Raw genomic sequence first — 26,278 nt, 5'->3', positions numbered from 1 at the left:
TTTTGAAAAAAACCGTGGCTGCCTAAGAGCCTCTTTATTGGAATAATTACTTTATAAATTGATTTAGATCAAATCACAAAGACTTATTTGTAGGTGCTTTCCCTAGAGCCTTTTGTTTCATCATATTGAGGCTCTAAACAGTAGCTCTTCGTTATCTTCCATATGTAGTCAGGGACCATATTTTTAATTTTGTGCGGCGCAGTATTTCGTAAATGAATAACAGATTCAATTGCCTTCATTTCAATTCTTGCTTTTGCAAACTCCAGACCTCGAGGTCCAAACCTAGGCATTACCCAAGCAAATATTCCTCTTAAAAAATTCGGCATTCTTTGAAGTGGCAATCCGCCGGCCGCTAGTTCCACATTTTTCATAAAGCCTTTTACGGGACTCAGGCGATTGCCAGCAGAGGAAACGGGCTCCAAAATAAGCTCTTGAGCAAGCAAACTCGCTAAACCTTTGCCTTTAGTATTACGAACAATGATCCACTGCTCTCCTGTACCTGCCATATACCCAACCGTAATATCAGACAGTGAATTGACATAGTCAACGCAAGTTTTACAGGTTGTAGGGAAAAAATCTGCGGGCAAATTAGATAAAGGTAATTTTAAAAAGGGTATTTCTTGCTTTCGACCATTTTCAAAGCGAATCTCAACGTGATAGTCAGCCCTAAATTCTAGATAAGAAATCGTTTCCGGCTTATCAGAAAGCAGGCCTAAGAACTGATGAAAATGCTCAGTAGTAGTGTTATCGGAACAAGGGGAGCCAATAATCAATAATTTCTCAAAGCCAAATTCTTGCTCGAGCGCTCTAGCAGCATAGACCTGGCATGGAATTCCCACCATAGCCACCTTTTTATATCCTAGATCTTTTGCTTGCTCGAGGTATTGAATGATTGGGGCATAACCCATCTTCATTCCTCTGCATTGCGCCATATCCTGAGGTCTTGTCACGATTACCGGAACAGGCTTCCAGCGGTCATCAGCATCAGAGCGCATTGTAATGACAGCATCAACAACACCCTGCTCTAGCAGCACCTCACAAAGTCTCGTGATAATTCCAGTCCACTGAGCGCCTTGTAGCGGGGTCTTTAATCTAGCCCTAAACATTTCTAAATACGGTCCAAAAAAGACCTCATCAGATTTATCTGTAACGCGTTCCCTGCCGTGAACTAAGGTCTCAAATTTAGGGTAATTGGGTTGAATAAACTGACAGGCAGTTGCGCAACGTTTAGGCTGCGTAGTTCGAGATACACCGCAATCGGTACATAAATCACGAAATGGGGCAATCTCAATTGACTCCACTCTTTATCAGACCTTATACAAAACGCGCTAAAACTCTTTGTTTAATCTTTTCCTTAGACAGTCCATAGTTATCTAGAAGTAAATTAAGCTCACCATGCTCTACATACTCATCAGGCAGCCCTAGCAATAAGGTTTGAATATGGATATTGTTGTCTGACAGCACTTCTAAGCAAGCACTACCGGCGCCACCCTTAGTAGCGCTGTCCTCAACAAAAACTAGTCCATCGTGACTATCAGCGATTTCTATTAATAATTTGTCATCTAAAGGCTTCACAAAGCGCATATCTACCACGGTGGCATTGATTTCTTGGGCCACGGAAAGAGCGGTGTAAAGCAAGGGTCCAAAACAAATGAAAGCAATTCTTTTCTTTGGAGGCAAAGCTTTATCAATAGAGCGAACCACAAACCCCTTGCCAATAGGCAAAGTAGCTAGGGATTCACCCGCTGCTTCCAATCCGATTCCGGCACCGCGTGGATAGCGCACAGCTGTAGGACCATCGTGCTTAAAAGCAGTTGTCAGCATTGCTCGGCATTCCTGTTCGTTTGATGGCGTCATCAATACTAAATTTGGTAAGCAGCGTAAAAAAGCAATGTCAAATACTCCGGCATGTGTTGCCCCATCAGCGCCCACCATACCAGCTCGATCAATAGCAAATACGATAGGTAAGTTCTGTAAGGTCACATCATGTATCAGCTGATCGTAGCCACGCTGCAAGAAAGTTGAATAAATCGCAACTACTGGTTTTAATCCCTCACAAGCAATTCCAGCCGCAAAGGTAACCGCATGTTGCTCCGCTATTCCTACATCGTAATATCGATCAGGAAAGCGTCTTTCAAAATCCACCAGGCCCGAGCCCTCACGCATAGCAGGAGTAATGGCAATCAAGCGTTCATCTGCCTGAGCCATATCGCATAACCACTCTCCGAATACCTGGGTATAGGCCTTCTTAGGCACGGGCTTTGCCTCAATGCCCACTATCGGATCGAATGCGCTAGGGCCATGATAGGCAATAGGATCGAGCTCTGCTAATGAATATCCCTTGCCCTTTTTTGTAATAATATGAAGAAACTGAGGGCCCTCAGTTTGAGCAAGCGTTTTAACGTTTTCTAGAGTTGAAATTAATACATCTAAATTATGGCCATCTATTGGGCCGTAATAGTCAAACCCAAACTCCTCAAAAATCGTTGCAGGGCCGACCATTCCCTTTGCATGACCTTCTAATCTTTTTGCAAATTCACGGATGGGTGGCGCTACAGAGAGTACTTTATCGATACCTCTTTTAGTAGCCGCATACATAGAACCAGAGATCAATTTCACTAAGTAGCGGTTTAGCGCTCCTACCGCCGGTGAAATTGACATCTCGTTATCGTTCAGAATCACAATTAGCGGTACTTTTTTATTCACGCCAGCGTTATTCATCGCCTCAAAAGCCATACCAGCACTCATTGCACCATCGCCAATAATTGCTACTATATTACGTTTCTCATTTTTTGTTTTAGCAGCCACTGCCATTCCTAAGGCCGCTGAGATACTTGTAGATGAATGGGCAGTTCCAAACGCATCATATTCACTCTCACTGCGTTTAGGAAACCCTGAAATACCGCCAAACTGCCTTAGCCCAGACATCGCCTCCCTGCGGCCAGTGAGTACTTTATGAGCATAGCTTTGATGACCCACATCCCAGATCAGGCGATCATAAGGGGTATCAAATACATAATGGAGTGCTATTGCGAGCTCTACTGTCCCCAGGTTTGAAGAAAGATGACCGCCCGTACTTGAAACAGAGCTCAATATAAAATTTCTAAGCTCTCTCGCTATTTGAGGGAGCTTAGAAATTTCATAGGCCCGTAATTCTTCTGGGTTTGATATGGTTTCGAGTAAGTTAGTCATTTTTAGCATAGCCAACTCACTTGGAAGAATATATTTTAGAAATAATTTGTTTATATTCTTCCAGATTCGCATCGGAAGATTGCTTTAATGCATGAATTGGTGCGTGCATAAATTTATTAGCAAGCGCTATTGCCATATGCGAAAGAACAACCATAGGATCGTCACCGTTAGCAATCCTTCTACTTGCCTTTTCCAACTCTATCTTTTGATATTGCTCGCCAACGTTTTGAATTGACTTAATAATTGGTACAACGGCTCTTTTTTCTAAGGTTTCGTAAAACTCCACGACACCTCTTTCGATAATCTTTTCAGCATCACCAATAGAATCCACACGATTTGCTTTTCCTGCGCTTACTATTTCACCGAGATCATCAATAGAGTAAAGATAGGCATTTTTAAGAGTCTTAATTTCCGGCTCAAAATCTCTTGGTACCGCTAAATCTATCAGAACAATGGGGCGTGATTGCCTAGCTTTAAGAGCTGTTTTAATCATTCCCATGCCAATGATTGGGAGCGAACTAGCAGTACAAGAAACAACAACATCGTATTCATGTAACTGCTTTGGTAGCTCAACTAAAGGGAATACATCTGTTCTTAAATTCTTATCGGAAAAAGTTTTAATTAACTCGCTACCCCGATCAACAGTTCTATTTGAAATTGCAATCTTTTTTGGGGCTTTACCTGCAAAGTGATTAGCGCAAAGCCCGATCATCTCCCCAGCTCCAATAAATAAAATATTGCAATCACTGACTTGTCCAAAAATACGCTCAACCAACTTAATGGAGGCGCCCGCTATTGATATAGAGTGCGCTCCAATTTGGGTATTACCTCGAACAACTTTTGCCACTGAAAAAGTTTTATTAAACAAGGGCTTTAAATAAGCCCCCAACGTCCCAACCTGATTAGCATTCTCTATAGCTTTTTTCATTTGCCCTAGAATTTGTGTTTCTCCCAGAACCATTGAATCCAAACCACTTCCGACTCTAAAGGCGTGTTTTACAGCATCGCTTTCTTTTGCTGAATAGATGTAAGGACGTAACTCATCTTTTTGGACATTATTTTGAGCTGCCAACCATTCAAAAGCCCGATCTTCCAAATGGTTCTCGGTATATTCAACATCATTCGCCGCGCAATAAATTTCCATTCGATTACATGTAGACAATATTGCTACCTCTGGTTTATGTCCCGAGCCATTTCCCTGTAAATATTTACGTAAATCGATAAGTGAGTCCTGCAAAACCTCAGGCGAGACTGCAACACTTTCTCGAATGTCGACTGGCGCTGTGTGGTGATTAACACCGAGGTTTAAGAGCTTCATGCCTGACATACTTTTAGTAGGCCCCTGGGTTTAAGACCATAGTTTCCCAATTCAAGCGCATGGCGATACTTACCCATATTAAGTATGGAACCATTAGTAATGCGGCTAACTTTCTAATCGGCCACATCACTAAAATAATCTCCAACACTGAGCCCCACAGGAAGCATGCTTCTATTAAGGACCAGTCTGGATGGTGCATCCTGAAATAGAAAACACTCCAAAGCACATTTAAAAATCCATTCAAGAAAAATAAAGTAATAATTTTATTTTTCTGAGATGGAGATGGATTGCTATTAAATGCAATCATCCAGGCGATTGCTGATAAAACAAAAATAATGGTCCAGATGACACCAAAAGCCCAATCAGGCGGTTTCCAGCCCGGCTGCTTTAATGAAAAGTACCAAGGGCCTATTTCTGTTGCAAGACCCCCCATTACTGATGTGCCAACCATCCAAATGGCAATCAGCAAAAGGTACTTATGTTGAAAGAAAATTTTCATACCTTTGCTAGCCCTAGCAGATGTCCCATATCTTTAATAAAGATTTTGAAATGTGCGAGAGGCTTTTTGCGAACCAACTTTTTGTTCATATAAGACTCAAAGGTGAGTCTTTGCACATCTTTATCCTCACACATTTTTACAAAACTCTCGCGACGTTTATCAGTTGAATACCAAAAATATTGCATGATTCCAAGCACCAGAAACGTCATACGATGTTCTTTCATAAATCTTTTTCTCGCGAGTTGCAGTTTTGCCGGGTTTTGCGTCTCTACAAATTCAGCAATAGCCTCGCCCGCTAATTGACCACCAAGCATGGCGTAATAAATCCCCTCACCAGATGCTGGCGCTACAACTCCTGCAGCATCACCAGCAAGTACAACCTGCTTTCCGTCATCCCACTTTTTTAAAGGCTTCATAGGTAGCGGCGCGCCCTCATGTCGAACTAGCTCAGCATGCTCTAATCCAATATCCTTCCTCAATTTCCCTACTGCATTACGGAGCGAAAAACCCTTATCAGCACTTCCAGTCCCAATGCTGATCGTATCGCCATGGGGGAACACCCAACCATAAAAGTCAGGAGATACCGGTTGTTGATAGAGAACATCACATCGACTTGCGTCAAATGAGCTTGGACTGTCCTTAGGAGTTTTAATAATCTCGTGATAAGCAAATACATAATTTGCCTCTGCGCATCCCTTAACCCCGGCACTTCTACCCACTTGGGATTTAGCACCATCGGCGCCAATAACTGATTTGGCTAAAACGCTCTTTATAGAACCATGATCGCCATCACGGGCGCCCCTAGATCGATAATGAATCCGGACATGAGAATTCTCCCTTGTCAGGGTTTCAAATAAACCATCTTCTCTTTCGGCGCCCGCATTTACGGCACGCTTTCTTAACCATTCATCAAATTGTGCTCGATCCACCATTCCTACAAAACCATTTTCAATCGGAATATCTACTGCTTTCCCGCTAGGCGAAACCATGCGTGCTGATTTTGCTCGAGCAACCAGTAATTCATCAGGAATCTGAAAATCTTTTATTAATCTGGGGGGAATAGCGCCTCCACATGGCTTAATTCTTCCCCGTTTGTCCAGCAAGAGAACTTTCATTCCCTTCAGCGCTAGAGTATGTGCAGCGGTAGCACCGGCTGGTCCACCACCAACAACTACTGCGTCATAAATCAATTCTGATGACATTCTTCACCCCGCCTTGAATTCATTAGTGGATTTGCGTTCAACCAAAGATGCCATGTAGGCAGAGGCAACAAATAAAATTGCCTCTATAAAAAATACACTTGCATAGGCCCAGGCAGGATTCGTGAATATTGAACGGGCTAAATCACTTGCGCCTGCCCCCAATAGGCCTCCAAGACCAAACGCTATTGCTTGAGCGCCACCCCAAAGGCCAATTCTGACCCCCTCTTTCCCGCCACCCCCAACTACTGCCAATCGCATCATTGATGCGATTGCCGCAATTGAAAACGCTCCATTAGCCAGACCCAAAACATACACATTGAGCTTTAGAGGCCATTCGCCTTCTAATATTCCGGCCATTACCAATCCAAACATTGCCAATGCTGATGCGAGGCAACCATAAATCATCCATGACCTTAAAGACCCAAAGTAGCGCCTCAATCTACTTGAGCCACAAACGGCAACTAACAGCATTCCAGTTAAAACGCCAGAATGTTGAATTCCTGAAAGACTAGTCGTTTCTCCAAGTGTGTACTTGAAAATGATTCCCGCAAAAGGCTCCAAAATTAAGTCTTGGGCACTAAAAGCAAGCATCGATAAAAAGATAAAAATGGTGAATCTTTTAGTATCAGGATCGGATAGGATTTCCCCAAGAGCACTCTTGAAAGGGATTTTTTCTTTGGTCTTGGATATCTTATTTTCAAGGTCAGAGCCTTCTAGCCTGTATAGGGCTAATGATGTAAGTGCAATAGCAACTAGCGAGATGATCCCTGAAATGAGAATTACCTTTTCAGGAGCATAGGGATCTAAAAATTTCCCTGCTACTCCACTAGTCAATGCAAACCCAAAAATCATCATCAGCCAAACGGTTGTTGCTGCAGCCGCCCTACGATCGTCACTCACACCTTTTGCCAACAAGGCAAGCAATGATGTACCGCTCATACTGACACCAATGCCAATTAAGAAGAAGGCTACTATTGCAGCCAAAATTCCGATAATTAAATTAATGCCCATCAATGTCGTAGCAATAGCCGCGCCAAATCCACCTAATGCTAGCAATGCAATACCGCCGATAATCCACGGTGTTTTCTTCGAGCCACTATCGGATTCAAAACCCATCCGCGGCCTAATAACCTGCACGAAATAATGAATAGCAACCAAAAGCCCAGGAAGGCTAGCGGGTAAAGCCAATTCAACCACCATGATGCGGTTTAGTGTTGAGGTTGTCATGACGACAATGGCGCCAATTGAAGCTTGGACAAGACCCAATCGCACAATACTGAGCCATCCAAATGTGGAATGACGAGTGACAGCTTGAGCAATTGCGATACTCATGATCCCATCTCCATGCTGTTGACTGCAAATGCTGCGACCATCATCCCCGATACCAACAATGGAACGCCAAAGCCACTATAGAAAAGTGCTTTTTGTATAGGTCTTTTGAGGAAATCAACTAACAGGAAAACCTGCCCTATCATTAATGCCCCAATAACGATGGCATAACCCTGCTTATCCCAATACGACAATAAGATCATTACCAAGATCTGTGGGATTAACATAAATGCTGCAGAAAATTGAGCTGCTCTTTTTGCTCCCAGCTGAACAGGTAATGAGCGCACGCCCATTTGTCTATCGCCCTCAATCGCCTTGAAATCATTCAGGGTCATAATGCCGTGGGCACTTGCGCTATATAAGCCTGCGAGCAATAGCGATGGCTTATTTGGAATAGATCCACCTGATAACAATGTTGCGCCTGTTATCCAAGCCAAGCCTTCATAGCTCACTCCACAAGCAAGGTTTCCAATCCAACCATTATTTTTAAATCGTATCGGTGGCATGCTGTATAGCCATGCCAAGACTAAAGCTAAAACAGTCGCTAAAAATCCCATCACACCTAAGTAGCTAGCAGCATAAAGCGAAATCAGAGACCAAATAATGGCTATATATAATCCCCAACTTCCAGGAATTCTGCCTGATGGTATTGGTCTATCAGGTTCATTGATTGCATCAACATGACGGTCGTACCAGTCGTTTACAGCCTGACTTGAAGCGCAAACAAGGGGGCCAGTTAAAAGTAAACCCAAGAAAAATATTGGGAGATGTTGCTTGATTGTTTCACTGCCAGTGATGGAGCCGCAAGCAAACGCCCACATTGGAGGAAACCATGTGATCGGCTTCAAAAGCGTCAAAATTGCTCTAGGTTCTGGCAGATTCATGTAAATGATTTTGTCATTGACATTTTAAAGTGTCAATTAAATTTGACACTTTTATAGCCTGTTTTTACCAGTGAAAACCCTTATATATCAATAAGAAAGGCAATTTTAGGGGTTTATGCAGCCTGCAATAAGGCTTTTGGTAAAGAGAAATTGACGTTCTCTTCAATGCCGTCTAGAGCCAGTATTTTGGCCTGACAGATAAAGCCAACCGCCTCAATAATTTTGGCGGTTAATGCCTCGGGAGCAGATGCGCCAGCGGTAATTCCAATATTCGCCACCCCTCTAAACCATTTATTTTGGATTTGGCTTGGTTCATCAACCAAATAAGCCGGGATATGCAAACTGGTAGCTAATTCTTGAAGTCGCTTGGAATTTGAACTATTTTGACTTCCGACAACGATAACTAAGTCGACTTGAGGTGCCATCGCTTTAACGGCATCCTGACGATTTTGTGTTGCATAACAAATGTCTTGTCGCTTAGGCGCGTGTATCTGCGGATATCTTTGAACTAATGCAGCAGCAATCTCATGAGTCTCATCAATGGATAAAGTGGTTTGCGTTACGTATGCCAATAAATCACTCTCACTAAAGTTTAATTTGGCTACGTCCGATACGCACTCAATAAGATGAATAGATGCATCAACCTGGCCCATAGTACCCTCTACTTCAGGATGCCCATGGTGACCAATCATAATAATTTGATAACCGCGCTCTTTTAATCGCACTACTTCAGCATGGACCTTTGCTACTAATGGGCAAGTAGCGTCAAAAACTGTAAGTTCATGCTCATCAGCCTCAAACCTCACTGCCTTGGATACACCATGTGCACTAAATATAAGGATAGCCCCCTTAGGGACGAGAGATAAGTCGTTTACAAAAACAACTCCCTTACTTTCAAAATCTTTTACTACATAAGCATTATGAATAATTTCATGCCTTACATAGATTGGGGCTCCGAATCGCTTAAGAGCCTCCTCAACAATAAGGATTGCCCTTTCGACGCCCGCACAAAATCCTCGCGGTTGAGCAAGATAAATGGTTTTAGATGAGATCATATAAATTCTCTCTAGCGATTATTCTTATAGCCCCACTTCCATAACCACTCATTTGGAAATGGAAGTATGAGAAATAAATGCTCCAACAGACCAAGCCCTAATAAGATCCCCAAAAGTGCAGAAGATGTTGTTTCAAATAGGGAAGATTCAGAGGCTGCATGAGACCAGATTGGAATAAGAATAAGCAAAGACACGAGAATAGAGAAAGGCATCAATAAATTCATAGCCCTACGTCTAAAGTATGTAATTAGATATTTCAAATGCTGAGGCAAAAATGCTTCATTGAAATTCAAGACTCCCAAAAAGATATTTACCTTAGTGCTCTGTCTCATCCCCCACAAAATAACGTAGGTCCAAAAGCCAGTTTGATTGGCAGAGTCAAGATTAATCAAAAATAGGGCGAGGCCCAAGCCCAATAGAGTTAGTTCGTGATAATTGATTGTTTGAAATGCGTACCATGCACGCTGTAAGCCACCTGAATCCTTAGGGCAATCTGATCGCCGTGATCCCGTGATGTAGCCGAGTAAAAATGCAAGCTCTTGCCAACCCCAAATAATAATGGCGCATGTAAATGAACAATAAGCCCCGGCAATAGTTGCTTCCCGACTAGATATTTGTAGGCCCCAAAATGCAAAAATCAGGGTCACAATCGAAATAACAAATATTGCTTTGTAAAAGCGTCTTGGAAGGCTATTAATTTTTAAAATAAGTCCTGTACTAAACCACCATATAAAAATGGTAAAAATTAAAGGGCTTATCCAAAAATACATGAGTAGTTACCAAACAGGGGCAAGACGAATGTCTTGAGGAAGCTCATTTGGAACAACAGGCATGGTATAAATTTTCACAAATGTCACCATTGCGCAGGCTGCTAGGTATCCACGCTTGATTAGGGACAAAGGCCCTCCTATTAGCTTTAACTCCTCAACCTCATCGGAAATCCTTCTTAATTTGTCGAATCCTTCCCAGAGTCGTGGATTGTCTAAATCAATAGTGAAAGGAAATACTTGCTTAGTAATATCTGAAGTAATTTGCAATACTTTACGGTCATAGTCTGATGGGGAAACACCGAGCGCCTTATGAAACTCTGGACGGGAATGATCTCTAACATACATCGTGGCATATACCGCCAATAAGAAGAAGCGAATCCAGAGCTTGTTAACACCACTTAGCAGATTTGGGTTTGAGCGCATCAATAAGGCAAATGCTTCGCCATGGCGAAACTCGTCGTTACACCACTTTTCAAACCAGAGAAATATTGGATGAAAACGTAATTCAGGCTTGTTTTGAATTATTCGGTAAATCGTAATATATCTTGCATATCCGATCTTTTCCGATAGGTAGGTTGCATAGAAAATAAATTTCGGCTTAAAGAAGGTGTATTTTTTAGTTCTTGCCAAGAAACCCAAATCTACGCCAATACCAAAATCCTTCAGCCATTGGTTAATAAATCCAGCATGCCTACTTTCATCTCGAGCCATATAAGAAAAAAGGCTTTTAAGATCTGGATTGTTAATCGATTTTTTAATCTCAGAATAAAGAACACAACCTGAAAATTCGGATGTAATCGAGCTAATTAAGAAATCTAAAAATTCCTGATATAGGCCATCTGGCAAATGCGAATAATCCTTGGACATATCTTCAGGACGTTGAAAATGCGCCTGATTAATATCCTGATCAAATTCCTGCATTAATTTATCCCATTCAGGCTTTACAGAAGAAATGTCAAATCGATCCATTTCATCAAAATCAGTTGTATAAAAGCGTGGGCTAAGAATGGTATTTTCTAAGGCCCTATCAGTTGATTCATTAATTGGACGAACAGAATCCATGCTGGTAGTGGATGCGCTCATGCCTTTACTCCTTCTTGCAAAATTAATGGGCTAATTTCTTGCTTCTCGCTTGGCCTTGGGTATCTTTTGGCTTTACTGAATCGAGTTGTAGAAAAACTGACCTCGTACAACATAGTAATTTCTAGTCTTGCAGTAAGGTAGACCCACAGGCGCGAAAAAATCCCAGCCTTTGAAACCGTCGCCGTTCTGCTGTAACTGAGAATTTCTCCATATTCAATATCTACAATTGGGTTATGTACTAAAACTGCATCGCCTGGCCCCACCTTGACACCATTAAGATCAACGTGTGCATACAAAAATTCAGATGTATTGGACATATCAATATGACAATTCACTAGCTGTTTTGACATCTCTACCTCGGACTATTTAAAAATGCAGCAAACTCAGCCGCGTTATCTTTTCCAAATGACTCTAAATCAATTCGATTCTGAGTAGCCGGATCTACTAAAGTTAGCCTACCGTCAGAGTGACTAATCAATAAAAAAGCTTCATCACTTGTAATTTGACGAATACGACGTTCACGCGCCATTGCCCTGAGAATCCCCCTCACAAATCCAGCTTGCCCTGTTACTTGCGCAATTACTTCTCCATTATTAGCTGAAATAACCCCAACCGATCCATCCGGTAGATCCCTAAAATAGAGATCTTTTTGAACCAATACACTAGCATCTGCCTGGCGCTCTAATGCTCCAGCCTTCATGAAACTTCCCACACCGATAACTACCATCACCAAAGCAGCAAAAATTACCAATCCAATGTAATTTTGTATGCGTGCAGTAGTCATCTGAAGAATCATGCTGTTTCAACCCCTGTGAAATGACGCTTTGACTCATCTGATATGTTATTGCTGATCTGAACAGAACGCGAAATCACATTATTTTGCACAGACCAGGCATCAACCAAAATTTGCGCAACTTCAGCACAATTCTTGATACACCTTAAGCTAGGTTGCGGAACAGCCCATTTAGTCGGTCTTGAATGGGGCCAAAGATGAAAAATAGCGATCTTAGTTCCCTTAATTAACTTCATGTAGATATCGCCACAACCATCTTTAGTAAGCCCGCAATCGGCTGACTCGATCTGTTTAAGTGGAAAGTTAAAAGTCATATTGAGCACAATCCCAATCCGCATCACCACCCTTTTATTAGTGATCGTATACACAGCTGTAGATGCCATGAGATAGCCTAATAAGCCAATTAAGCCAAGTCCCAAACTTGAAAAAATAATTATTTGCAATATTGAGAGAAGCATGGGGTATAGGGGATCACTATCTAGCACGCCACTAATAACTCGATAGGCTAGCAATAACCCAAAATATAGGACAAGACCCTTCATATGAAAAACTTTAAGCAATAAAGTTTTCAGATCTGGAGAGCCTTGCCATAATACTTTCTCCCCTTCCGGCAGCTTTTCAGGAAGCCCTAGTTCAGGCTCAAATTCATGCTCCGGACTGCTGTGGATATTCAAACTCATATCAGCGGTTCCTGACGACCTGGAGTGGCATATAAAGTGCCCGCACCAAAGTAGGCCATGATTTTTTCTTCCTCTAGCAGAGTAACTTCTTCCGGATGCTTAGTCTTAGGGACCTGATTAAATTGACTGGCAAGAATTGACTGAACTTTGATGTCCCTCTTGCCTATCCGTGAAAAATTGATTGGTAGCAGCGTCCTATTGCCAGCAACATCTACCTCTAGATAGCGAATCAACATTTCCATATGATCTACCCAGACATCCGTTACAGTTCCGGCTTTTTGGCCATCCGCTCCAATAACACTTAAGCCAATTGGGTTGGTATCAATCTTAGATATTGAAATTTCGTGTAATTTTCGCAATGGACGGATACGTGCATGACCTTCTAAATCATAATCAACATGATCAGCTCTATTTGCATATGAACCAGGGCCAACACCGGCTAGGAGAGGGTTTCCAACTGGCGCTAAGGGTGCACCATTCCATGGATGAATAGGCACTGCTGAAACTTTTTCAGTGTTAGGTGGGTTTGCCATTGGGGCAAAATAAGTCTCGCCAAATTCTGTAACAAACTTTTTAATACGCGGCATACCAAGAATTCCATACTCGCGACGAATCTTTCCAAAACGCTCGGTCTCCAATGGAAAACCTTCTCTTTTGCTTTCCAATGTTAGATAGACAACCAATCCAACAAAGAAAAACAAAAAAAGGTAAACCACAACTTGAGCTACATCAACATATTGTGTAATTGCACCTGTACCCATTTTTCTCTCCTTCTTTAAAAAAACTAGCCTGGAAAATCAGCTAGACCAAACTTACTCATTTTTGAACCAACCTTATTGGATCCTTTGTTGACCAACGGACCTAAAGCAATCAAAGTAATAAACAACAAATAAATTTCAATGTGATAGACGAAGCTATAGCCAGTTGCAGGACTTATTAGCGCAGAACCTATCACTCCATTCATCGCCAGATCGGCTACTACATCGCGCACCACACCACCCAATGACATGCCAATACCGGAACATGTTGCTGTAACAGCCCCCCAAGCGCCTATTACCATTCCACTCATATTTTCTTTATCCATGCTCATTGCAATGGTCAGCGTACTGACCGCAAATAAGCCGCCACTAAAGCCGATCAACAAAGCCCCTGCCCTGAATAAATTTGGCGAATCCATAGGTTCAGAAAAAATGACTAATGTGAATGCAATCAAACCTAGCAATAGACCAACAGAAGCTATTCTGTATGCGTTATATCCTCGACTTAACCATCGCGCAGAGAGAGAAAATGCTGTTAATGATCCACAGGCAATTAAAGCAGTTAGGAAACTAGTTGCAGATACATCGAGTTTTAAGATTTCACCGCCATAAGGCTCCAAAATGATGTCTTGCATACTAAAAGCAGTGGTACCAAGCCCCAACATAATTAAAAAACGGCGTACATTGGGTGCTTTAATAAAGTCTTGCCAACTTTGGCTAAATTTAGGCTGCGGAATGGAGGGGGATGTATTTTTTGGTTGCCTTGCCTCCTGCTTCCAAAGTGCGAAAATATTTAGCAATAAGGTAACTAAAGCTACACCCTGGATTACTTTAACAAGTTGTAATGGGCTAAACGGCTTCAGAAATATACTAAATAAAATTCCGCTTACTACCATCCCCACTAGCAACATCACATACATCATTGCTACCACTCGGGGTCTATTTTTTTCATCGGCTAAATCCGTCGCAAGAGCCAAACCAGCTGTTTGAGTTGTCTGCATCCCAGCACCAACTAACAGGAAGGCAAATCCGGCTCCTAAATAACTAAACCAAATCGGCCAATGGCTATCCCCAGAGAGAATGATTAAAGCAAAAGGCATGATGGCAAGACCGCCAAATTGCAGCCAAGTACCAATCCAAATATAAGGAACTCTTCTCCAGCCCAAAATTGACCGATGAACATCAGACTTATGACCAATAAGAGCTCTAAATGGGGCAAAAATCAAGGGGAGCGCTACCATCAACGCAACCAACCATGATTCCATTCCTAACTCAACAATCATGACACGATTCAAGGTTCCAACCAACAATGAGGTGGCCATGCCAACTGAAACTTGGAACAATGAAAGTCGTAAGAGTCGGCTCAAAGGCAAATTAGGAGTGGCTACATGAGCAAAAGGCAAAAACCGTGGGTCTATCCTCATCCATGTCTTAGCCATCCTTGATAATTTAATCATGATTTTTTTGCAACTCCATCAGTTGCGACTTATAAAATCCACTTGATACCAAATTAGTAAAGGGGGCTCCCCATTCAACGAACCATGGAGATTGGGAGATGAGCTTTTGAAGCTTTATGTGACTTATAGGCTCAATGAAAGGAGCCCGGTTCTTTCTTGGAAACAGGCGACCAACTCGAATCATGACCTCTAACGGTAAGGTGCTCGGCGCAAATGTAAATAAGATCTTGTCTTTAACACGAGGTGATAACTTCTCCAGGACTACCAGCATGTCGGCAGCACAATAGTGAATCATTGAATCCATCCCTACTACATAATCAAATTTACCTAAAGCCTCATCCAGCATATCGCCAGCATGAAACTCTATATTTTGGCGATCATGCTCGGCAATTCTGTCTAGGGCTAATTTGATGAGCTGAGGAGATAAATCAACGGCCATTACCTTAGCGCCTTTTTTTGCCAACTCAAGTGCTAAAGCTCCGGTGCCACATCCCGCATCAAGGACTCTTTTTCCATGAAGGTTTTCTGGTAATCGACCAATGATGCTATTGCGCATTTGATCTCGACCCGCTCTCACAGTGGCCCGAATTCCGCTTACTGGTGCATCCGATGTCAGTTTCGCCCATGCGTCGAGAGCTGTACGATCAAAATAATCTTGCAACTTACCCCGTCTACTTAAATATGAAATAGCATCCATGATTAATCGAATCCTAGTAGGTCAAAAATTTCACGATCTTTGAGTGATTCCATGATTAAGGGGTCATCATCTAACAGTAAGCTGGCTGCCAAGCGAAGATACTCCTCCTTAACCTTCTCGATTTCTGGCGTAGACTCCATCTCAAAAATGGTGCACTTCTTTAAGCGACTTTTACGAATAGCATCTAAGTCAGGAAAGTGGGCCATCTTCTTCAAGCCAACACGATCATTAAATTTATCAATTTGATCTGTGTCTTGACTGCGGTTTGCAATTACGCCACCTAGCCTTACGTTGTAATTTTTAGCCTTTGCACTAATTGCCTGAACAATTCGATTCATTGCAAAAATAGAGTCAAAATCATTTGCAGCGACAATTAAGGCACGATCAGCATGTTGCAAAGGAGCAGCAAATCCACCGCAAACTACATCCCCCAAAACGTCAAAGATCACAATATCCGTATCTTCAAGTAAATGGTGTTCTTTTAATAATTTGACGGTTTGACCAACGACGTATCCACCGCATCCTGTTCCTGCAGGGGGTCCACCCGCCTCCACGCACATAACCCCATTAAATCCCTCGTAAACAAAATCTTCGACCCTTAATTCTTCAGAGTGAAAATCAACCGACTCTAAAATATCAATCACTGTCGGAACGAGTTTTTTAGTCAAAGTAAAAGTAGAGTCATGCTTAGGATCACAACCAATCTGTATTACTCGCTTGCCTAACAAAGAGAAAGCTGCAGATAAGTTTGAGGATGTTGTACTTTTGCCTATTCCCCCTTTGCCATAAATAGCAAATACCTTTGCATTGCCGATCTTTTCATTAGGGTCAAGGTGTACCTGCAAGCTACCCTCACCATCTAATGGCTTAGTTTTAGTACCGATGGATGAAACTGGGACACTAACTGTGTTCATTAAATAGGTACTCCTTCATAGACACCTTCAAGTCGATCTTCAAAATCATTGGCTACACGACGTAATGTTTCCAATACGGATGGTTCAGGCTTCCAATAGTTTCTTTCGGAAGCCTCTAATAAACGACTTGCAACCTTTGCAGATGAGGCTGGGTTTAAACTCATTAAACGCTCACGCATCTCAGGATCTAGGATGAATGTTTGGGTTAAATGCTGGTACACCCAGGGCTCTACTTGGCCAGTAGTAGCTGACCAACCAACAGTATTGGTTAAGTGACTCTCTAGTTGACGAACGCCTTCATAGCCGTGCTTTAACATTCCTTCGTACCACTTTGGATTTAGCATGCGTGAGCGGGTTTCAAGAGAAACTTGCTCATTTAGGGTTCTAACTACAGCGTCACCCTTAGTTTGGTCGCCTATATATACTGGTGCAGCTTTTCCGCCCTTGGCTCTGCGAACAGCCCTACTAACACCACCTAAGGTATCAAAATAAGTATCAATAGTAGTAACACCCAACTCGATTGAATCGAGATTTTGATAAGCTAGTTCAACATCTGCAAGAATATTATTGAGTAACTCTGACTGCAATACAGGGGTACCGGCTCTTCCGTATGCAAAGCTTTTACGACGCGTATATGTCTCTGCTAATTCGTTTTCATCTTGCCATAATCCATTGTCAATCATCATGTTGACATTAGCGCCATAAGCACTTTCAGCATTACCGAAAACACGCAATGATGCAGTTTCGAGATCGCATTGATGCAATGCCTGATACGAAAGTGCATGTTTACGAATAAAATTTTGCTCTAATGGTTCGTCAGCTGATGCAGCTAAATAGGCGGCTTCTGCAAGAATCCGAATCTGTAATGGCATCAAGTCTCTAAAAATTCCAGAAATCGATACCATGACGTCTATTCTTGGACGCCCCAACTCTTCCAAGGAAATTAATTGGGCTCCTGCTAACCGACCAAAACTATCAAAACGGGGTAATGCGCCCATCAACGCAAATATTTGTGCGATGGGACCGCCCTCAGTTTTTAAATTATCAGTACCCCATAAAACCATAGCAATCGACTCTGGCAAAGGATTTCCATCAGCCTGATAACGCTCCAGAAGCTTGCTTGCCTGATATTGACCATCTTTCATAGCGAACTTACTAGGAATACGAAATGGATCAAAACCGTGAACATTACGACCAGTAGGTAAGACTTGTGGGTTTCGCAGAACATCTCCGCCAGGCGCTGGCCTGATGTAACGACCATCCAAGGCTTTTAAAATACCCTGCATTTCACTATCAGATTGAAGCTCACGATACATTGTTAATACTTGGTTTATTTCGGTCCTTAGGCTCTCACTAAGTGTTAAATTTTGGTTTTTTGCGAATAGCTCAATCCCACCACCTTGAATCAACTCAGCTAAAGCTTCTTTATTAATATTCTGTAGCTCACCATCTTGAACTGATAAGTAACTGAGTAGCATCTCAATACTTTGCTCAAAATTTACAGGCGCTCCTAAAATATGTAATCCATAAGGAATTAGGGCGTACTCTAATTCGAGAATCTTTTCACTAAGACGTAAAACAATTGCGTTGACTTTATTTGCATCTAAATTTTTCCATAAGGGCTCAGCTACTTCAAACTCTAAACTCACTGCTTGCGCTTGCAATGAATCCAATAGCTCGATTTGATTGGCATCCCATGAGGTATCTTTAGCCATTGGAGCTAATTTGCGCCAATGTTCAACCGCTTCCTTAAACTCAAGCAGGCCTTGATACAAGCCAGCCTGAGACACAGGTGGAGTCAAATAGCTAATTAACGTTGCTCCAGCACGTCTTTTAGCAATCGCACCCTCGGAAGGATTGTTTGATGCATAAATGTAAAGATTTGGTAAATCATGAATTAGACGGTCTGGCCAGCAAGCGCCGGACATACCCGATTGCTTACCAGGCATAAATTCAAGTGCACCATGCGTGCCAAAATGAAGCACAGCGGATGCTGCAAAGTCTTCTCGAATATAGCGATAGAACGCTGAAAAAGCATGGGTAGGAGCAAATCCTTTTTCATGCAACAAGCGCATAGGATCGCCTTCATAACCAAATCCAGGCTGTAGTGCTACAAAAACATTTCCAAACTGTTTTCCAAGAATAAAAATTGAGGCTCCGTTCGTTAGAAAAGTACCTGGTGCAGGACCCCATTGGGATTCAATCTCTTTTAGCCAAGGCTCACGTTTGATGTAGTCGTTTGCGTCAACTTGCGTATGTACATTTGCATCGGTACCAAATTCTTTAGAATTCCCCGCCAGTATTTGATTCCTAAACTCATCTACTGAGTTCGGTACATCAACTGTGTATCCCTCTGCCTTAAGGCTATTTAATGTATTGAAGACTGACTCAAATACACTTAGGTGTGCCGCCGTTCCTACCCTGCCAGCATTTGGAGGAAAGTTAAACATGACTAGCGCAACTTTTCTATTGGCCATCTCTGATTTACGCAAAGCGACCAACTTACTTACTCTTGCAGCCAACATTGCAGTTCGTTCTACACAAGTGTGCATGTCATGCCGATTGATGCTGGCCTCAAATACACAGCCTTTATGACAGCCCTTGCATTGCACATCAGCATCACCTGCGCGACCACCAAATACCATAGGCACAATCGCACCATCTAATTCTGGTATGGCAATCATCAGGGTATTTTCAACTGGGAGTAATCCGCGATCAGAGCTACCCCATTCATTTAATGTCTGGAACTCCAGTGGCTGTGCTGCAAGGTAAGGCACATCAAGAGATGCTAATACTTCTTCAGCTGCTTTTGCATCGTTATATGCTGGACCGCCAACCAATGAAAATCCAGTTAAAGAAACTACTGCATCAACTATATTTTTTCCATTTTGGTAGAAAAATTGATCTATCGCAGGTCTTGCATCAAGACCAACAGCAAAGATTGGTAGAACCTGTAAACCCTGAGCTTCTAGCGAAGCAATCACTGAGTCATAATGCAAAGTATTGCCAGCCAAGATATAAGATCTCAGCAAAAGCAGTCCAACCCGACCTTTGGATTTCTTATCAGAAACCAATTTAGGTAAATCATCAATAGACTCACTCATACGGCCTTTGAGCCGTGGATGATAAATGCCGTTATCAGGATATATGACTGGCTCAATAAGCTTTTCTTTAGTCCTTAAAACTTGTCTCTCACCGGCGGCATAACGATTAACTAAATTGGTCACCATATGGAAGAGGTTTTCCTCGGAGCCACCCAACCAATATTGCAATGTCAAGAAATAGGCTCTGACGTCTTGTGCGTTACCTGGAATAAATCGAAGAATTTTTGGCAAACGACGCAGCATTCGCATTTGTGCTGCACCACCAGTTTGAGCCTTCTCTTTATTTCCGCGCAAACGCTTTAATAAAGCCATCAATCCAGTCGCCGGCTTACCCATATCGAACCCGCCCATACGAGTGAGGGAAACCACTTCACCTGCTGACATTGCACAAATCATGGCATCACAATGATCACGGCGAGCTTTTAAGGCCTCAATTACAGGCTTGTAGTGATCTTCCATGAACAGCATCGTCACAATCAGAATGTCAGCTGCCTCGATATCATGAATGCAGCTATCAAGCGCTTTGCTATCGACCGTCCAAGCTGAAGCAGCATGAATAGATAATTCCAGTCCTGGAATTTTCTTTTTAAGTGCATAACGAGCCCTCTCTGTCGCGCTAGATAGGTGCGTATCCATGGTGATAATTGCAACTCTCATCGGAATATGCTTATCTACCATAGTGAGCCTTTGCATCGTAGAGGGTTTCAATGGTGATGTGACTAATACCATGCTCAACTGCAAATTTTTCAGTATTACGACGCGCCTTCCCTCTGACAAAAAATGGAATCTTACCTAACTCTTTTTCAGCATCGGCAGCCCACAAACTATCAATAGAGCTAGATATTGCCTCTCCTGCATTAATCTTGATGGGAGATGGGCTTGCTACAGAAATCTGTGAGGTCTTTGGCTGGCTAGATTCGGGTGGGGCTGCATGCCCTAAATGAGAAGGCGCAGCTTTTGCACTAAATTCAAAATCATCCCGGAACATCATGATTAGATGCTCTTCAAGCCCCATCATCAGAGGATGAATCCAGGTATCAAATAAGACATTGGCACCCTCAAAGCCCATCTGAGGAGAATAGCGCGCAGGGAAGTCTTGTACATGCACTGGCGCAGAAATTACTGCGCAAGGAATGCCTAATCTCTTAGCGATATGGCGCTCCATCTGAGTACCTAAAACTAGATCTGGAGCTAATTCAGATACTTTTTGCTCGACCTCTAAATAATCATCAGTAATTAGCGCTTCAACATCGTACAGTTTTGCTGCTTCGCGTACTTCACGAGCAAATTCACGGCTATAGGTTCCAAGACCAACCACCTTGAAACCAATTTCTTCTGCGGCCACCTTGGCTGCAGCGATAACGTGACTTGCATCACCGAAGATAAAGACCCTTTTATCAGTTAAATAGGTAGAGTCAACTGATTTTGCATACCAGTGTGCCCGCTCCTCTTGATTTGCTAAGGTGGACTCAGGATTAAGATTGGCGAGCTGTGCTACCTCCTCAATAAATGCCCTAGTCGCTTTTGTACCAATTGGAATGATCTTTGTAAATGGCTGTCCGAAGGTTTTATTCAACCAAGTACAAGTCAGCTGACTAATCTCAGGATAGAGTGACACATTGAAATCAGCCTTCGTGATCTTGGACAGATCAGATACAGATGCATTTAAAGGGGCTACTACCCTCACTTCAATGCCCATAGATTCCAATAAGCCCTGAATCTCCTGTACATCATCACGATTTCTGAACCCTAAGGCTGTTGGTCCCAAAATATTGCAAGTAGGTTTCTGACCTTCTTGCTTACTAGCAGTGCGATTCTCTTGATACTGTTGCGCTGAAATGGATTTATCTACAGCTACCAAACCACGAACAATGTGATAGAAAGTTTCTGAGGCGCCCCAGTTTTCCTTTTTCTGATACGAAGGTAGCTCTAGAGGAATCACCGGGATTGGCAGAGTAAGTGCTCTAGCTAGACCACCTGGGTCATCCTGAATTAACTCTGCAGTACAAGATGCTCCGACAATCATCGCCTTAGGTTGAAAACGCTGATATGCGTTATTCACAGAATCCTGAAATAGCTGGGCAGTATCCCCCCCTAGATCCCTTGCCTGAAAGGTCGTATAGGTGACTGGAGGACGCTTACGAGACCTGCCAATCATCGTAAACAGTAAATCTGCGTAAGTATCTCCCTGGGGAGAATGCAAAACATAATGTAAGTCAGTCATTGATGCAGCAATTCGCATTGCACCAATATGTGGAGGGCCTTCATAAGTCCAGAGTGTTAGTTGCATGGCCCTATTCCTTATGCCGCTAACTTCATACTGCGATTTAAAGGACGTGCGAAAAGCTCTGCCAAATCAGCAGCTTGCTCATAGCCATGCACGGGGCTAAATACCAGCTCAATAGACCACTTTGTAGTGATTCCCTCTGCTTCTAGCGGATTTGCCAGCCCAAGGCCACAAACCACAATATCGGGTTGATCGGCGCGACAACGATCTAATTGGCGCTCAAGATCCTGCCCCTCTACAATTTTTGAGCCCTCTGGCAATAAATCGAGCTCGCACTCTAAATGCTGCTTGTGAAGGTAAGGCGTCCCAATTTCGAGCACCCTCATACCGCACTCACGAGATAAAAATCGCGCCAAAGGAATTTCTAATTGCGAGTCCGGGAAAAAAGAAATGGTCTTGTTTTCCAGTGCCGGAAGATAGCGTGCCAAACTTTTTTTTGCCCGCTCAATTTTTCCCTGAGTTACACCTTCAAAATGTTCTGATGTAATTCCCCACAAATGAGCGGCTGCTTTTAGCCAGGCGGTAGTTCCTTCAATTCCGAAAGGAAAAGGTGCTGCGATTCTTTTTGCGCCACGTTCCTCAATCAATCTAGCTGTCTCAGCTAAGAATGGCTGAGCCAATAAGTATTGTGTATTACCGTGTATTTCAATTGACTGTTGAGAGTTTTTTGGCGGGAAAAAGGAAACATTTTCAATGCCAAGCTCAGTAAAAAGTCGTTTAAATTGATCTTCAACCACGTCTGGCAAGCAACCTACGATTAATAGATTTTTGTCTTTTGCCGCCACCTGTTTAGGGGTATCGTTAATGAGTGAAGCCAAGCAAGCATCCTCACCCTGTGTAAAAGTTGTCTCAATCCCACTGCCGGAATAACTTAATATGCGGCATTTGCTGACAAATTCTTTACTCAATCGCTGAGCAGCGCGAGATAGATCTAATTTAATTACTTCTGATGGACAAGAGCCAACTAAAAAAAGCATCTTAATATCTGGACGCCTAGCTAGCAGTGCTTTCACAACGCGATCTAACTCCTCGTGCGCATCTGCCAAACCCGCTAGATCACGATCATCAATAATGGCCGTAGCAAAACGAGGCTCGGCAAAAATCATTACGCCAGCCGCAGACTGCACTAAGTGTGCGCAAGTACGAGAACCGACAACTAAGAAGAAAGCATCTTGAATCTTACGATGCAGCCAAATAATTCCTGTCAGACCACAAAACACCTCTCTTTGACCACGTTCTTTATAAATAGGAATATTTTTCCCTGATTTATTTAAATGGTCTTGGGGTAAATCAACAATGGCATTCATACAACCACCCCATTACTCACTTGCAGGCGGGCCATCCTAAGCTTATAAATAAATTGCCCAGCGTTAATCAAGTAGGAGCCATATGCAGCTAATGCGAGATGCATTAAACCCTCTTTACCCATTCCCCCAACGATGAGGAAATAAAGGTACAAAGTATGCAAAGAGATCACGAGCATACTAAATACATCTTCCCAAAAGAAGCTTTCGGCAAAAAGATATTTACCAAATACAACCTTCTCCCAAATACTTCCAGTCAACATGATTAGATAGAGGAAGATCGTTTTGAATATCACAGAGATAGTTGCTATTTCATACCCCTCACCACTAATGAGGTAACGCAAGACTAAAGTGAGGCTAATTAAACAAACTAAAAATTGAATTGGCGCCAAGATTCCCTGAACCAAGGTCCACACAGTCGCATCGCGTTTTGCACGCTGCTCTTGGCTGTAAAGTGGCTTACTAATCTTCATTTTTTGGCGTTGCCTTATTGGCTTTGTGTAAACAAAACTTTACGCCAAATATGTCTTACTAAAACTAGTATTTACCCCTATAAAGATAGGTAATTACCCTTAATTATTGAAAATAATTGCATTATTGAGGACATAAATGTAATATTTATTTTACATATAAGTAACGTTGATAAGCAACTTTTATCCTCGGGGGCATTGATGGACACCTTAGTCAAAAAAGAACTCATCAGGGAAGTTTTCAGCACTCAATTACCCAGGCTAATTGAAGAGATTGAACGCAAGGTTGATAAGTCAACCCTTAACCCACCATCCAATGAAAGCTGGATTCAAGCTCCAGCAGCTCAACATAACAACCAAAAAGCGTTAAATGAAGAGCAGGTATGCAAAATTACCGAGTTATTACTTGACACAGAAGAAGGCGCATTCGAGCTTGCAATCACCGTATTAAAAACTCATGGAGCATCAATTAACTATATTGTTTTAGAGCTTATTCCTGAAATCGCCAAGAAGCTGGGGAAGCAATGGGAAGAAGATACATTAAGTTTTGCCGAGGTATCCATTGGGGTTGGAAAGCTAGAGCGCGCAATACATAAGCTTGATTACTTATTCCAAGCTACTCAATTAGAAAAGCGACAGGACAAGTCAATTCTGATCTCTCTCTTTCCGGACTCGCAGCACTCTCTTGGAACATTAATCTTATCCAACTTCTTTACCTATTCTGGCTGGCAGGTTTATCGGCCAGCTAATAATGGACTGAATGCAATAATTCATGAAATTGAATCAAAACATCACCATGTATTAGGAATATCTATTTCTACTTATGAACAACTTCAGGAGCTTCCAAGCTTAATTAAGTTGCTCAAGGGGAAATCTAATAACCCTCAAATCCTTGTTCTCATAGGAGGTCCGCTCTATAATAAATCGCCTGAAAAGTTTAATCATATTCAGGCAGATGTCAAAGCTTTTACTCCTGAAGAATCTGTGCAAAAGTTAGATCAGCATCTCAGCCTAATAGAAAATAACACTTAGATGCATAAGTAGAAAAAATATTGTGACCAAAATTGTGAATTTAGCCACACCCGAACTAAATACATTAAATGTAAATCAAGCAGCTTCTCTGCTTGCGCATTCTGTAGATCTCGTTTTAGTCATCGATCAGTCTGGAATGATTGAGAAAGTCATCGACGGCTCAAAACCAGTTCACACCAAAACACAGTCATTGCTTGGGAAAAAATGGATAGATACTGTTGCGATTGATAGCCAGCCGAAGGTAAACGCACTACTTAAAACAATCAGCAATAGTGAAGAGCAGAATTGGCGTCAAGTAAATCAAGAGATGGGTGACTCTTCTTCTATCCCCATTCAATTTAGTACGCTCTTTTTTCAGCAACAAAATAAGCTGATTGCAATCGGAAAAGATCTTAGCGGTCTATCTGCCCTTCAGCAAAAATTAGTTCAATCTCAACAAGAAATTGAGCGGGACTATGCGAGTCTTCATGCAATAGAAAATCGATACTTACAATTATTTAATAGCATTGATCAGGCCTATTTAATAATTGATAGCTTGACTCTGAAAATTTTAGAAGTAAATAAATCCGCCGGGTTTTTAGTAGGTGATCTTAAAAAGATTCAGGGCAAGCTATTTACCAATCTTTTTCCGACTAAGGATCATGTCGCTATACAAGAATACCTTACTGGATCTAAGTCGGGGATCATGCAATCCTCTATTCATTCGACCCTAGAGAACCTTCAGGAAGATGTAGAAATTTCCAGCGTACTTTTACGCGAAGGTAATCACAATATCTGCCTAGTTACGGTAAAGCCTAAAGCTAGTGGCATTCAAGTTGGTAATGCAAGCGATCAAAGCGTCTTGGTATCACAAGCAATCGAAGATTTCCAAGATGGCTTCATCATTTGCAGTACAAATGGCGTTATTTTGACCGCGAATAACGCTTTTCTTTCGATGTCACAAACTACTCAGAAAGATAATATTCTTGGTAAGTCTTTTGAGCTATGGCTTGGTAGAGCAAGTATTGATTTAAAAATTATTCTCGGGACTGTACGTGAGTACGGGGTAATTAAAGACTATGCAAGCACCATCACTACTGATGATGGCAGCTCACCGATAAATGTTGTCATATCGGCAACAAATTTCAATGCTGGAAAATTGTCAGCTGTAGCCATTGGCATTCATCAAATATCAAAAACTTCTCGTGAGCCAGCAGGCAAATCAGATAACTTGGGCAAGAATGCAAAAGAGCTTACCCAATTAGTTGGCAAAGTTCCGCTTAAGCAAATTGTCACTGAAACAACAGACATTATTGAAAAACTCTGTATCCTAGCAGCCCTCGATCTCACCATGTCTAATAGGGCCTCAGCTGCCGAGCTACTGGGATTATCACGCCAAGGTCTCTATATCAAAATGAGACGTTTTGGTATTGTCGATAACAATGCTAGCGATGATTTAGATTCATAAGGC

The 26,278-nt window shown here is 42.2% G+C and carries 23 protein-coding genes; 2 read left to right on the top strand and 21 right to left on the bottom strand.

From position 1 onward, the window contains the following. Positions 1–83: 83 nt before the first annotated feature. The 21 genes from A8O14_RS08495 to bchF all read right to left on the bottom strand — a co-directional run bounded on the left by A8O14_RS08495 (position 84) and on the right by bchF (position 23,799). The gene (locus tag A8O14_RS08495) at positions 84–1,301 is read right to left on the bottom strand and encodes a Coenzyme F420 hydrogenase/dehydrogenase, beta subunit C-terminal domain (RefSeq protein WP_068949115.1); all 1,218 of its coding nucleotides are present in this window, start codon (positions 1,299–1,301) and stop codon (positions 84–86) included. A gap of 13 nt (positions 1,302–1,314) precedes the next feature. Next, the gene (dxs, locus tag A8O14_RS08490) at positions 1,315–3,192 is read right to left on the bottom strand and encodes a 1-deoxy-D-xylulose-5-phosphate synthase (protein WP_068949786.1); all 1,878 of its coding nucleotides are present in this window, start codon (positions 3,190–3,192) and stop codon (positions 1,315–1,317) included. 16 nt (positions 3,193–3,208) lie between these two features. Next, positions 3,209–4,510 carry a glutamyl-tRNA reductase gene (gene hemA, locus A8O14_RS08485; RefSeq protein WP_068949785.1) on the bottom strand — a complete coding sequence of 434 codons (1,302 nt, stop codon included), beginning with the start codon at positions 4,508–4,510 and terminating at the stop codon, positions 3,209–3,211. Between the two features lie 13 nt (positions 4,511–4,523). Then, on the bottom strand, positions 4,524–5,009 hold the full coding sequence (locus tag A8O14_RS08480; RefSeq protein WP_068949114.1) for a TspO/MBR family protein: 486 nt from the start codon (positions 5,007–5,009) through the stop codon (positions 4,524–4,526). After that, positions 5,006–6,211 (bottom strand): geranylgeranyl diphosphate reductase, encoded by a 1,206-nt coding sequence (locus A8O14_RS08475; protein WP_068949113.1) that lies wholly within the window; start codon positions 6,209–6,211, stop codon positions 5,006–5,008. The genes A8O14_RS08480 and A8O14_RS08475 overlap by 4 nt, the downstream gene beginning before the upstream one ends. A 3-nt stretch (positions 6,212–6,214) precedes the next feature. Further along, complete coding sequence (locus tag A8O14_RS08470) at positions 6,215–7,543, bottom strand: BCD family MFS transporter (protein WP_068949112.1); 1,329 nt, start codon at positions 7,541–7,543, stop codon at positions 6,215–6,217. Next, positions 7,540–8,424 (bottom strand): chlorophyll synthase ChlG, encoded by an 885-nt coding sequence (chlG, locus tag A8O14_RS08465; protein ID WP_068949111.1) that lies wholly within the window; start codon positions 8,422–8,424, stop codon positions 7,540–7,542. Before chlG ends, A8O14_RS08470 begins: the two co-directional genes overlap by 4 nt. A gap of 113 nt (positions 8,425–8,537) precedes the next feature. Next, entirely contained in the window at positions 8,538–9,479 is a 942-nt protein-coding gene (ispH, locus tag A8O14_RS08460; RefSeq protein ID WP_068949110.1) for a 4-hydroxy-3-methylbut-2-enyl diphosphate reductase, read from the bottom strand. 11 nt (positions 9,480–9,490) lie between these two features. Next, positions 9,491–10,249 carry a putative photosynthetic complex assembly protein PuhE gene (puhE, locus tag A8O14_RS08455; protein ID WP_068949109.1) on the bottom strand — a complete coding sequence of 253 codons (759 nt, stop codon included), beginning with the start codon at positions 10,247–10,249 and terminating at the stop codon, positions 9,491–9,493. Positions 10,250–10,255: 6 nt separating this feature from the next. Beyond that, on the bottom strand, positions 10,256–11,332 hold the full coding sequence (gene acsF / locus A8O14_RS08450; RefSeq protein ID WP_068949108.1) for a magnesium-protoporphyrin IX monomethyl ester (oxidative) cyclase: 1,077 nt from the start codon (positions 11,330–11,332) through the stop codon (positions 10,256–10,258). Continuing rightward, complete coding sequence (locus tag A8O14_RS08445) at positions 11,329–11,682, bottom strand: hypothetical protein (protein ID WP_068949107.1); 354 nt, start codon at positions 11,680–11,682, stop codon at positions 11,329–11,331. Before A8O14_RS08445 ends, acsF begins: the two co-directional genes overlap by 4 nt. Positions 11,683–11,684: 2 nt before the next feature. Next, complete coding sequence (gene puhC, locus A8O14_RS08440) at positions 11,685–12,128, bottom strand: photosynthetic complex assembly protein PuhC (protein WP_068949106.1); 444 nt, start codon at positions 12,126–12,128, stop codon at positions 11,685–11,687. Further along, positions 12,125–12,805 (bottom strand): photosynthetic complex putative assembly protein PuhB, encoded by a 681-nt coding sequence (gene puhB / locus A8O14_RS08435; RefSeq protein WP_068949105.1) that lies wholly within the window; start codon positions 12,803–12,805, stop codon positions 12,125–12,127. Before puhB ends, puhC begins: the two co-directional genes overlap by 4 nt. Beyond that, a complete protein-coding gene (puhA, locus tag A8O14_RS08430; protein WP_068949104.1) occupies positions 12,802–13,566 on the bottom strand; it encodes a photosynthetic reaction center subunit H in 765 nt (254 codons plus the stop codon). The genes puhB and puhA overlap by 4 nt, the downstream gene beginning before the upstream one ends. 23 nt (positions 13,567–13,589) lie before the next feature. Next, complete coding sequence (locus A8O14_RS08425) at positions 13,590–15,020, bottom strand: BCD family MFS transporter (protein ID WP_068949103.1); 1,431 nt, start codon at positions 15,018–15,020, stop codon at positions 13,590–13,592. Beyond that, positions 15,013–15,717: a magnesium protoporphyrin IX methyltransferase gene (gene bchM, locus A8O14_RS08420; RefSeq protein ID WP_068949102.1), complete on the bottom strand. Its 705-nt coding sequence runs from the start codon at positions 15,715–15,717 to the stop codon at positions 15,013–15,015. Before bchM ends, A8O14_RS08425 begins: the two co-directional genes overlap by 8 nt. Positions 15,718–15,719: 2 nt before the next feature. Beyond that, on the bottom strand, positions 15,720–16,631 hold the full coding sequence (gene bchL, locus A8O14_RS08415; protein WP_068949101.1) for a ferredoxin:protochlorophyllide reductase (ATP-dependent) iron-sulfur ATP-binding protein: 912 nt from the start codon (positions 16,629–16,631) through the stop codon (positions 15,720–15,722). Next, positions 16,631–20,413 (bottom strand): magnesium chelatase subunit H, encoded by a 3,783-nt coding sequence (locus A8O14_RS08410; protein WP_216217836.1) that lies wholly within the window; start codon positions 20,411–20,413, stop codon positions 16,631–16,633. Before A8O14_RS08410 ends, bchL begins: the two co-directional genes overlap by 1 nt. Further along, entirely contained in the window at positions 20,403–22,025 is a 1,623-nt protein-coding gene (gene bchB, locus A8O14_RS08405; RefSeq protein WP_068949099.1) for a ferredoxin:protochlorophyllide reductase (ATP-dependent) subunit B, read from the bottom strand. The genes A8O14_RS08410 and bchB overlap by 11 nt, the downstream gene beginning before the upstream one ends. Positions 22,026–22,036: 11 nt before the next feature. Continuing rightward, positions 22,037–23,329 carry a ferredoxin:protochlorophyllide reductase (ATP-dependent) subunit N gene (locus A8O14_RS08400; RefSeq protein WP_068949098.1) on the bottom strand — a complete coding sequence of 431 codons (1,293 nt, stop codon included), beginning with the start codon at positions 23,327–23,329 and terminating at the stop codon, positions 22,037–22,039. Further along, positions 23,326–23,799 carry a 2-vinyl bacteriochlorophyllide hydratase gene (bchF, locus tag A8O14_RS08395; protein WP_068949097.1) on the bottom strand — a complete coding sequence of 158 codons (474 nt, stop codon included), beginning with the start codon at positions 23,797–23,799 and terminating at the stop codon, positions 23,326–23,328. The genes A8O14_RS08400 and bchF overlap by 4 nt, the downstream gene beginning before the upstream one ends. A 198-nt stretch (positions 23,800–23,997) precedes the next feature. Between bchF and A8O14_RS08390 the strand changes: the two genes are divergently transcribed. Together A8O14_RS08390 and ppsR are read left to right on the top strand one after the other, a co-directional pair. Then, on the top strand, positions 23,998–24,828 hold the full coding sequence (locus tag A8O14_RS08390; RefSeq protein ID WP_068949096.1) for a cobalamin B12-binding domain-containing protein: 831 nt from the start codon (positions 23,998–24,000) through the stop codon (positions 24,826–24,828). Between the two features lie 22 nt (positions 24,829–24,850). Then, a complete protein-coding gene (gene ppsR, locus A8O14_RS08385; RefSeq protein ID WP_068949095.1) occupies positions 24,851–26,275 on the top strand; it encodes a transcriptional regulator PpsR in 1,425 nt (474 codons plus the stop codon). Positions 26,276–26,278: the final 3 nt, after the last annotated feature.

Source organism: Polynucleobacter wuianus, assembly GCF_001659725.1.
Classification (GTDB): Bacteria; Pseudomonadota; Gammaproteobacteria; order Burkholderiales; family Burkholderiaceae; genus Polynucleobacter; species Polynucleobacter wuianus.
This window is presented reverse-complemented; position numbering and strand designations above follow the sequence as displayed.

Bases quoted from the DNA above. Each gene is read 5' to 3' on its own strand.
- A8O14_RS08470 (WP_068949112.1), bottom strand. From the start codon at position 7,543: ATGAGTATCGCAATTGCTCAAGCTGTCACTCGTCATTCCACATTTGGA.
- A8O14_RS08410 (WP_216217836.1), bottom strand. From the start codon at position 20,413: ATGGTAGATAAGCATATTCCGATGAGAGTTGCAATTATCACCATGGAT.
- puhA (WP_068949104.1), bottom strand. From the start codon at position 13,566: ATGGGTACAGGTGCAATTACACAATATGTTGATGTAGCTCAAGTTGTG.
- A8O14_RS08445 (WP_068949107.1), bottom strand. From the start codon at position 11,682: ATGTCAAAACAGCTAGTGAATTGTCATATTGATATGTCCAATACATCT.
- bchL (WP_068949101.1), bottom strand. From the start codon at position 16,631: ATGAACACAGTTAGTGTCCCAGTTTCATCCATCGGTACTAAAACTAAG.
- A8O14_RS08475 (WP_068949113.1), bottom strand. From the start codon at position 6,211: ATGTCATCAGAATTGATTTATGACGCAGTAGTTGTTGGTGGTGGACCA.
- puhE (WP_068949109.1), bottom strand. From the start codon at position 10,249: ATGTATTTTTGGATAAGCCCTTTAATTTTTACCATTTTTATATGGTGG.
- chlG (WP_068949111.1), bottom strand. From the start codon at position 8,424: ATGAATCTGCCAGAACCTAGAGCAATTTTGACGCTTTTGAAGCCGATC.
- acsF (WP_068949108.1), bottom strand. From the start codon at position 11,332: ATGAGCGCATCCACTACCAGCATGGATTCTGTTCGTCCAATTAATGAA.
- A8O14_RS08480 (WP_068949114.1), bottom strand. From the start codon at position 5,009: ATGAAAATTTTCTTTCAACATAAGTACCTTTTGCTGATTGCCATTTGG.
- puhB (WP_068949105.1), bottom strand. From the start codon at position 12,805: ATGAGTTTGAATATCCACAGCAGTCCGGAGCATGAATTTGAGCCTGAA.
- puhC (WP_068949106.1), bottom strand. From the start codon at position 12,128: ATGATTCTTCAGATGACTACTGCACGCATACAAAATTACATTGGATTG.
- dxs (WP_068949786.1), bottom strand. From the start codon at position 3,192: ATGACTAACTTACTCGAAACCATATCAAACCCAGAAGAATTACGGGCC.
- bchF (WP_068949097.1), bottom strand. From the start codon at position 23,799: ATGAAGATTAGTAAGCCACTTTACAGCCAAGAGCAGCGTGCAAAACGC.
- A8O14_RS08425 (WP_068949103.1), bottom strand. From the start codon at position 15,020: ATGATTAAATTATCAAGGATGGCTAAGACATGGATGAGGATAGACCCA.
- ispH (WP_068949110.1), bottom strand. From the start codon at position 9,479: ATGATCTCATCTAAAACCATTTATCTTGCTCAACCGCGAGGATTTTGT.
- A8O14_RS08390 (WP_068949096.1), top strand. From the start codon at position 23,998: ATGGACACCTTAGTCAAAAAAGAACTCATCAGGGAAGTTTTCAGCACT.
- bchM (WP_068949102.1), bottom strand. From the start codon at position 15,717: ATGGATGCTATTTCATATTTAAGTAGACGGGGTAAGTTGCAAGATTAT.
- hemA (WP_068949785.1), bottom strand. From the start codon at position 4,510: ATGAAGCTCTTAAACCTCGGTGTTAATCACCACACAGCGCCAGTCGAC.
- A8O14_RS08400 (WP_068949098.1), bottom strand. From the start codon at position 23,329: ATGAATGCCATTGTTGATTTACCCCAAGACCATTTAAATAAATCAGGG.
- bchB (WP_068949099.1), bottom strand. From the start codon at position 22,025: ATGCAACTAACACTCTGGACTTATGAAGGCCCTCCACATATTGGTGCA.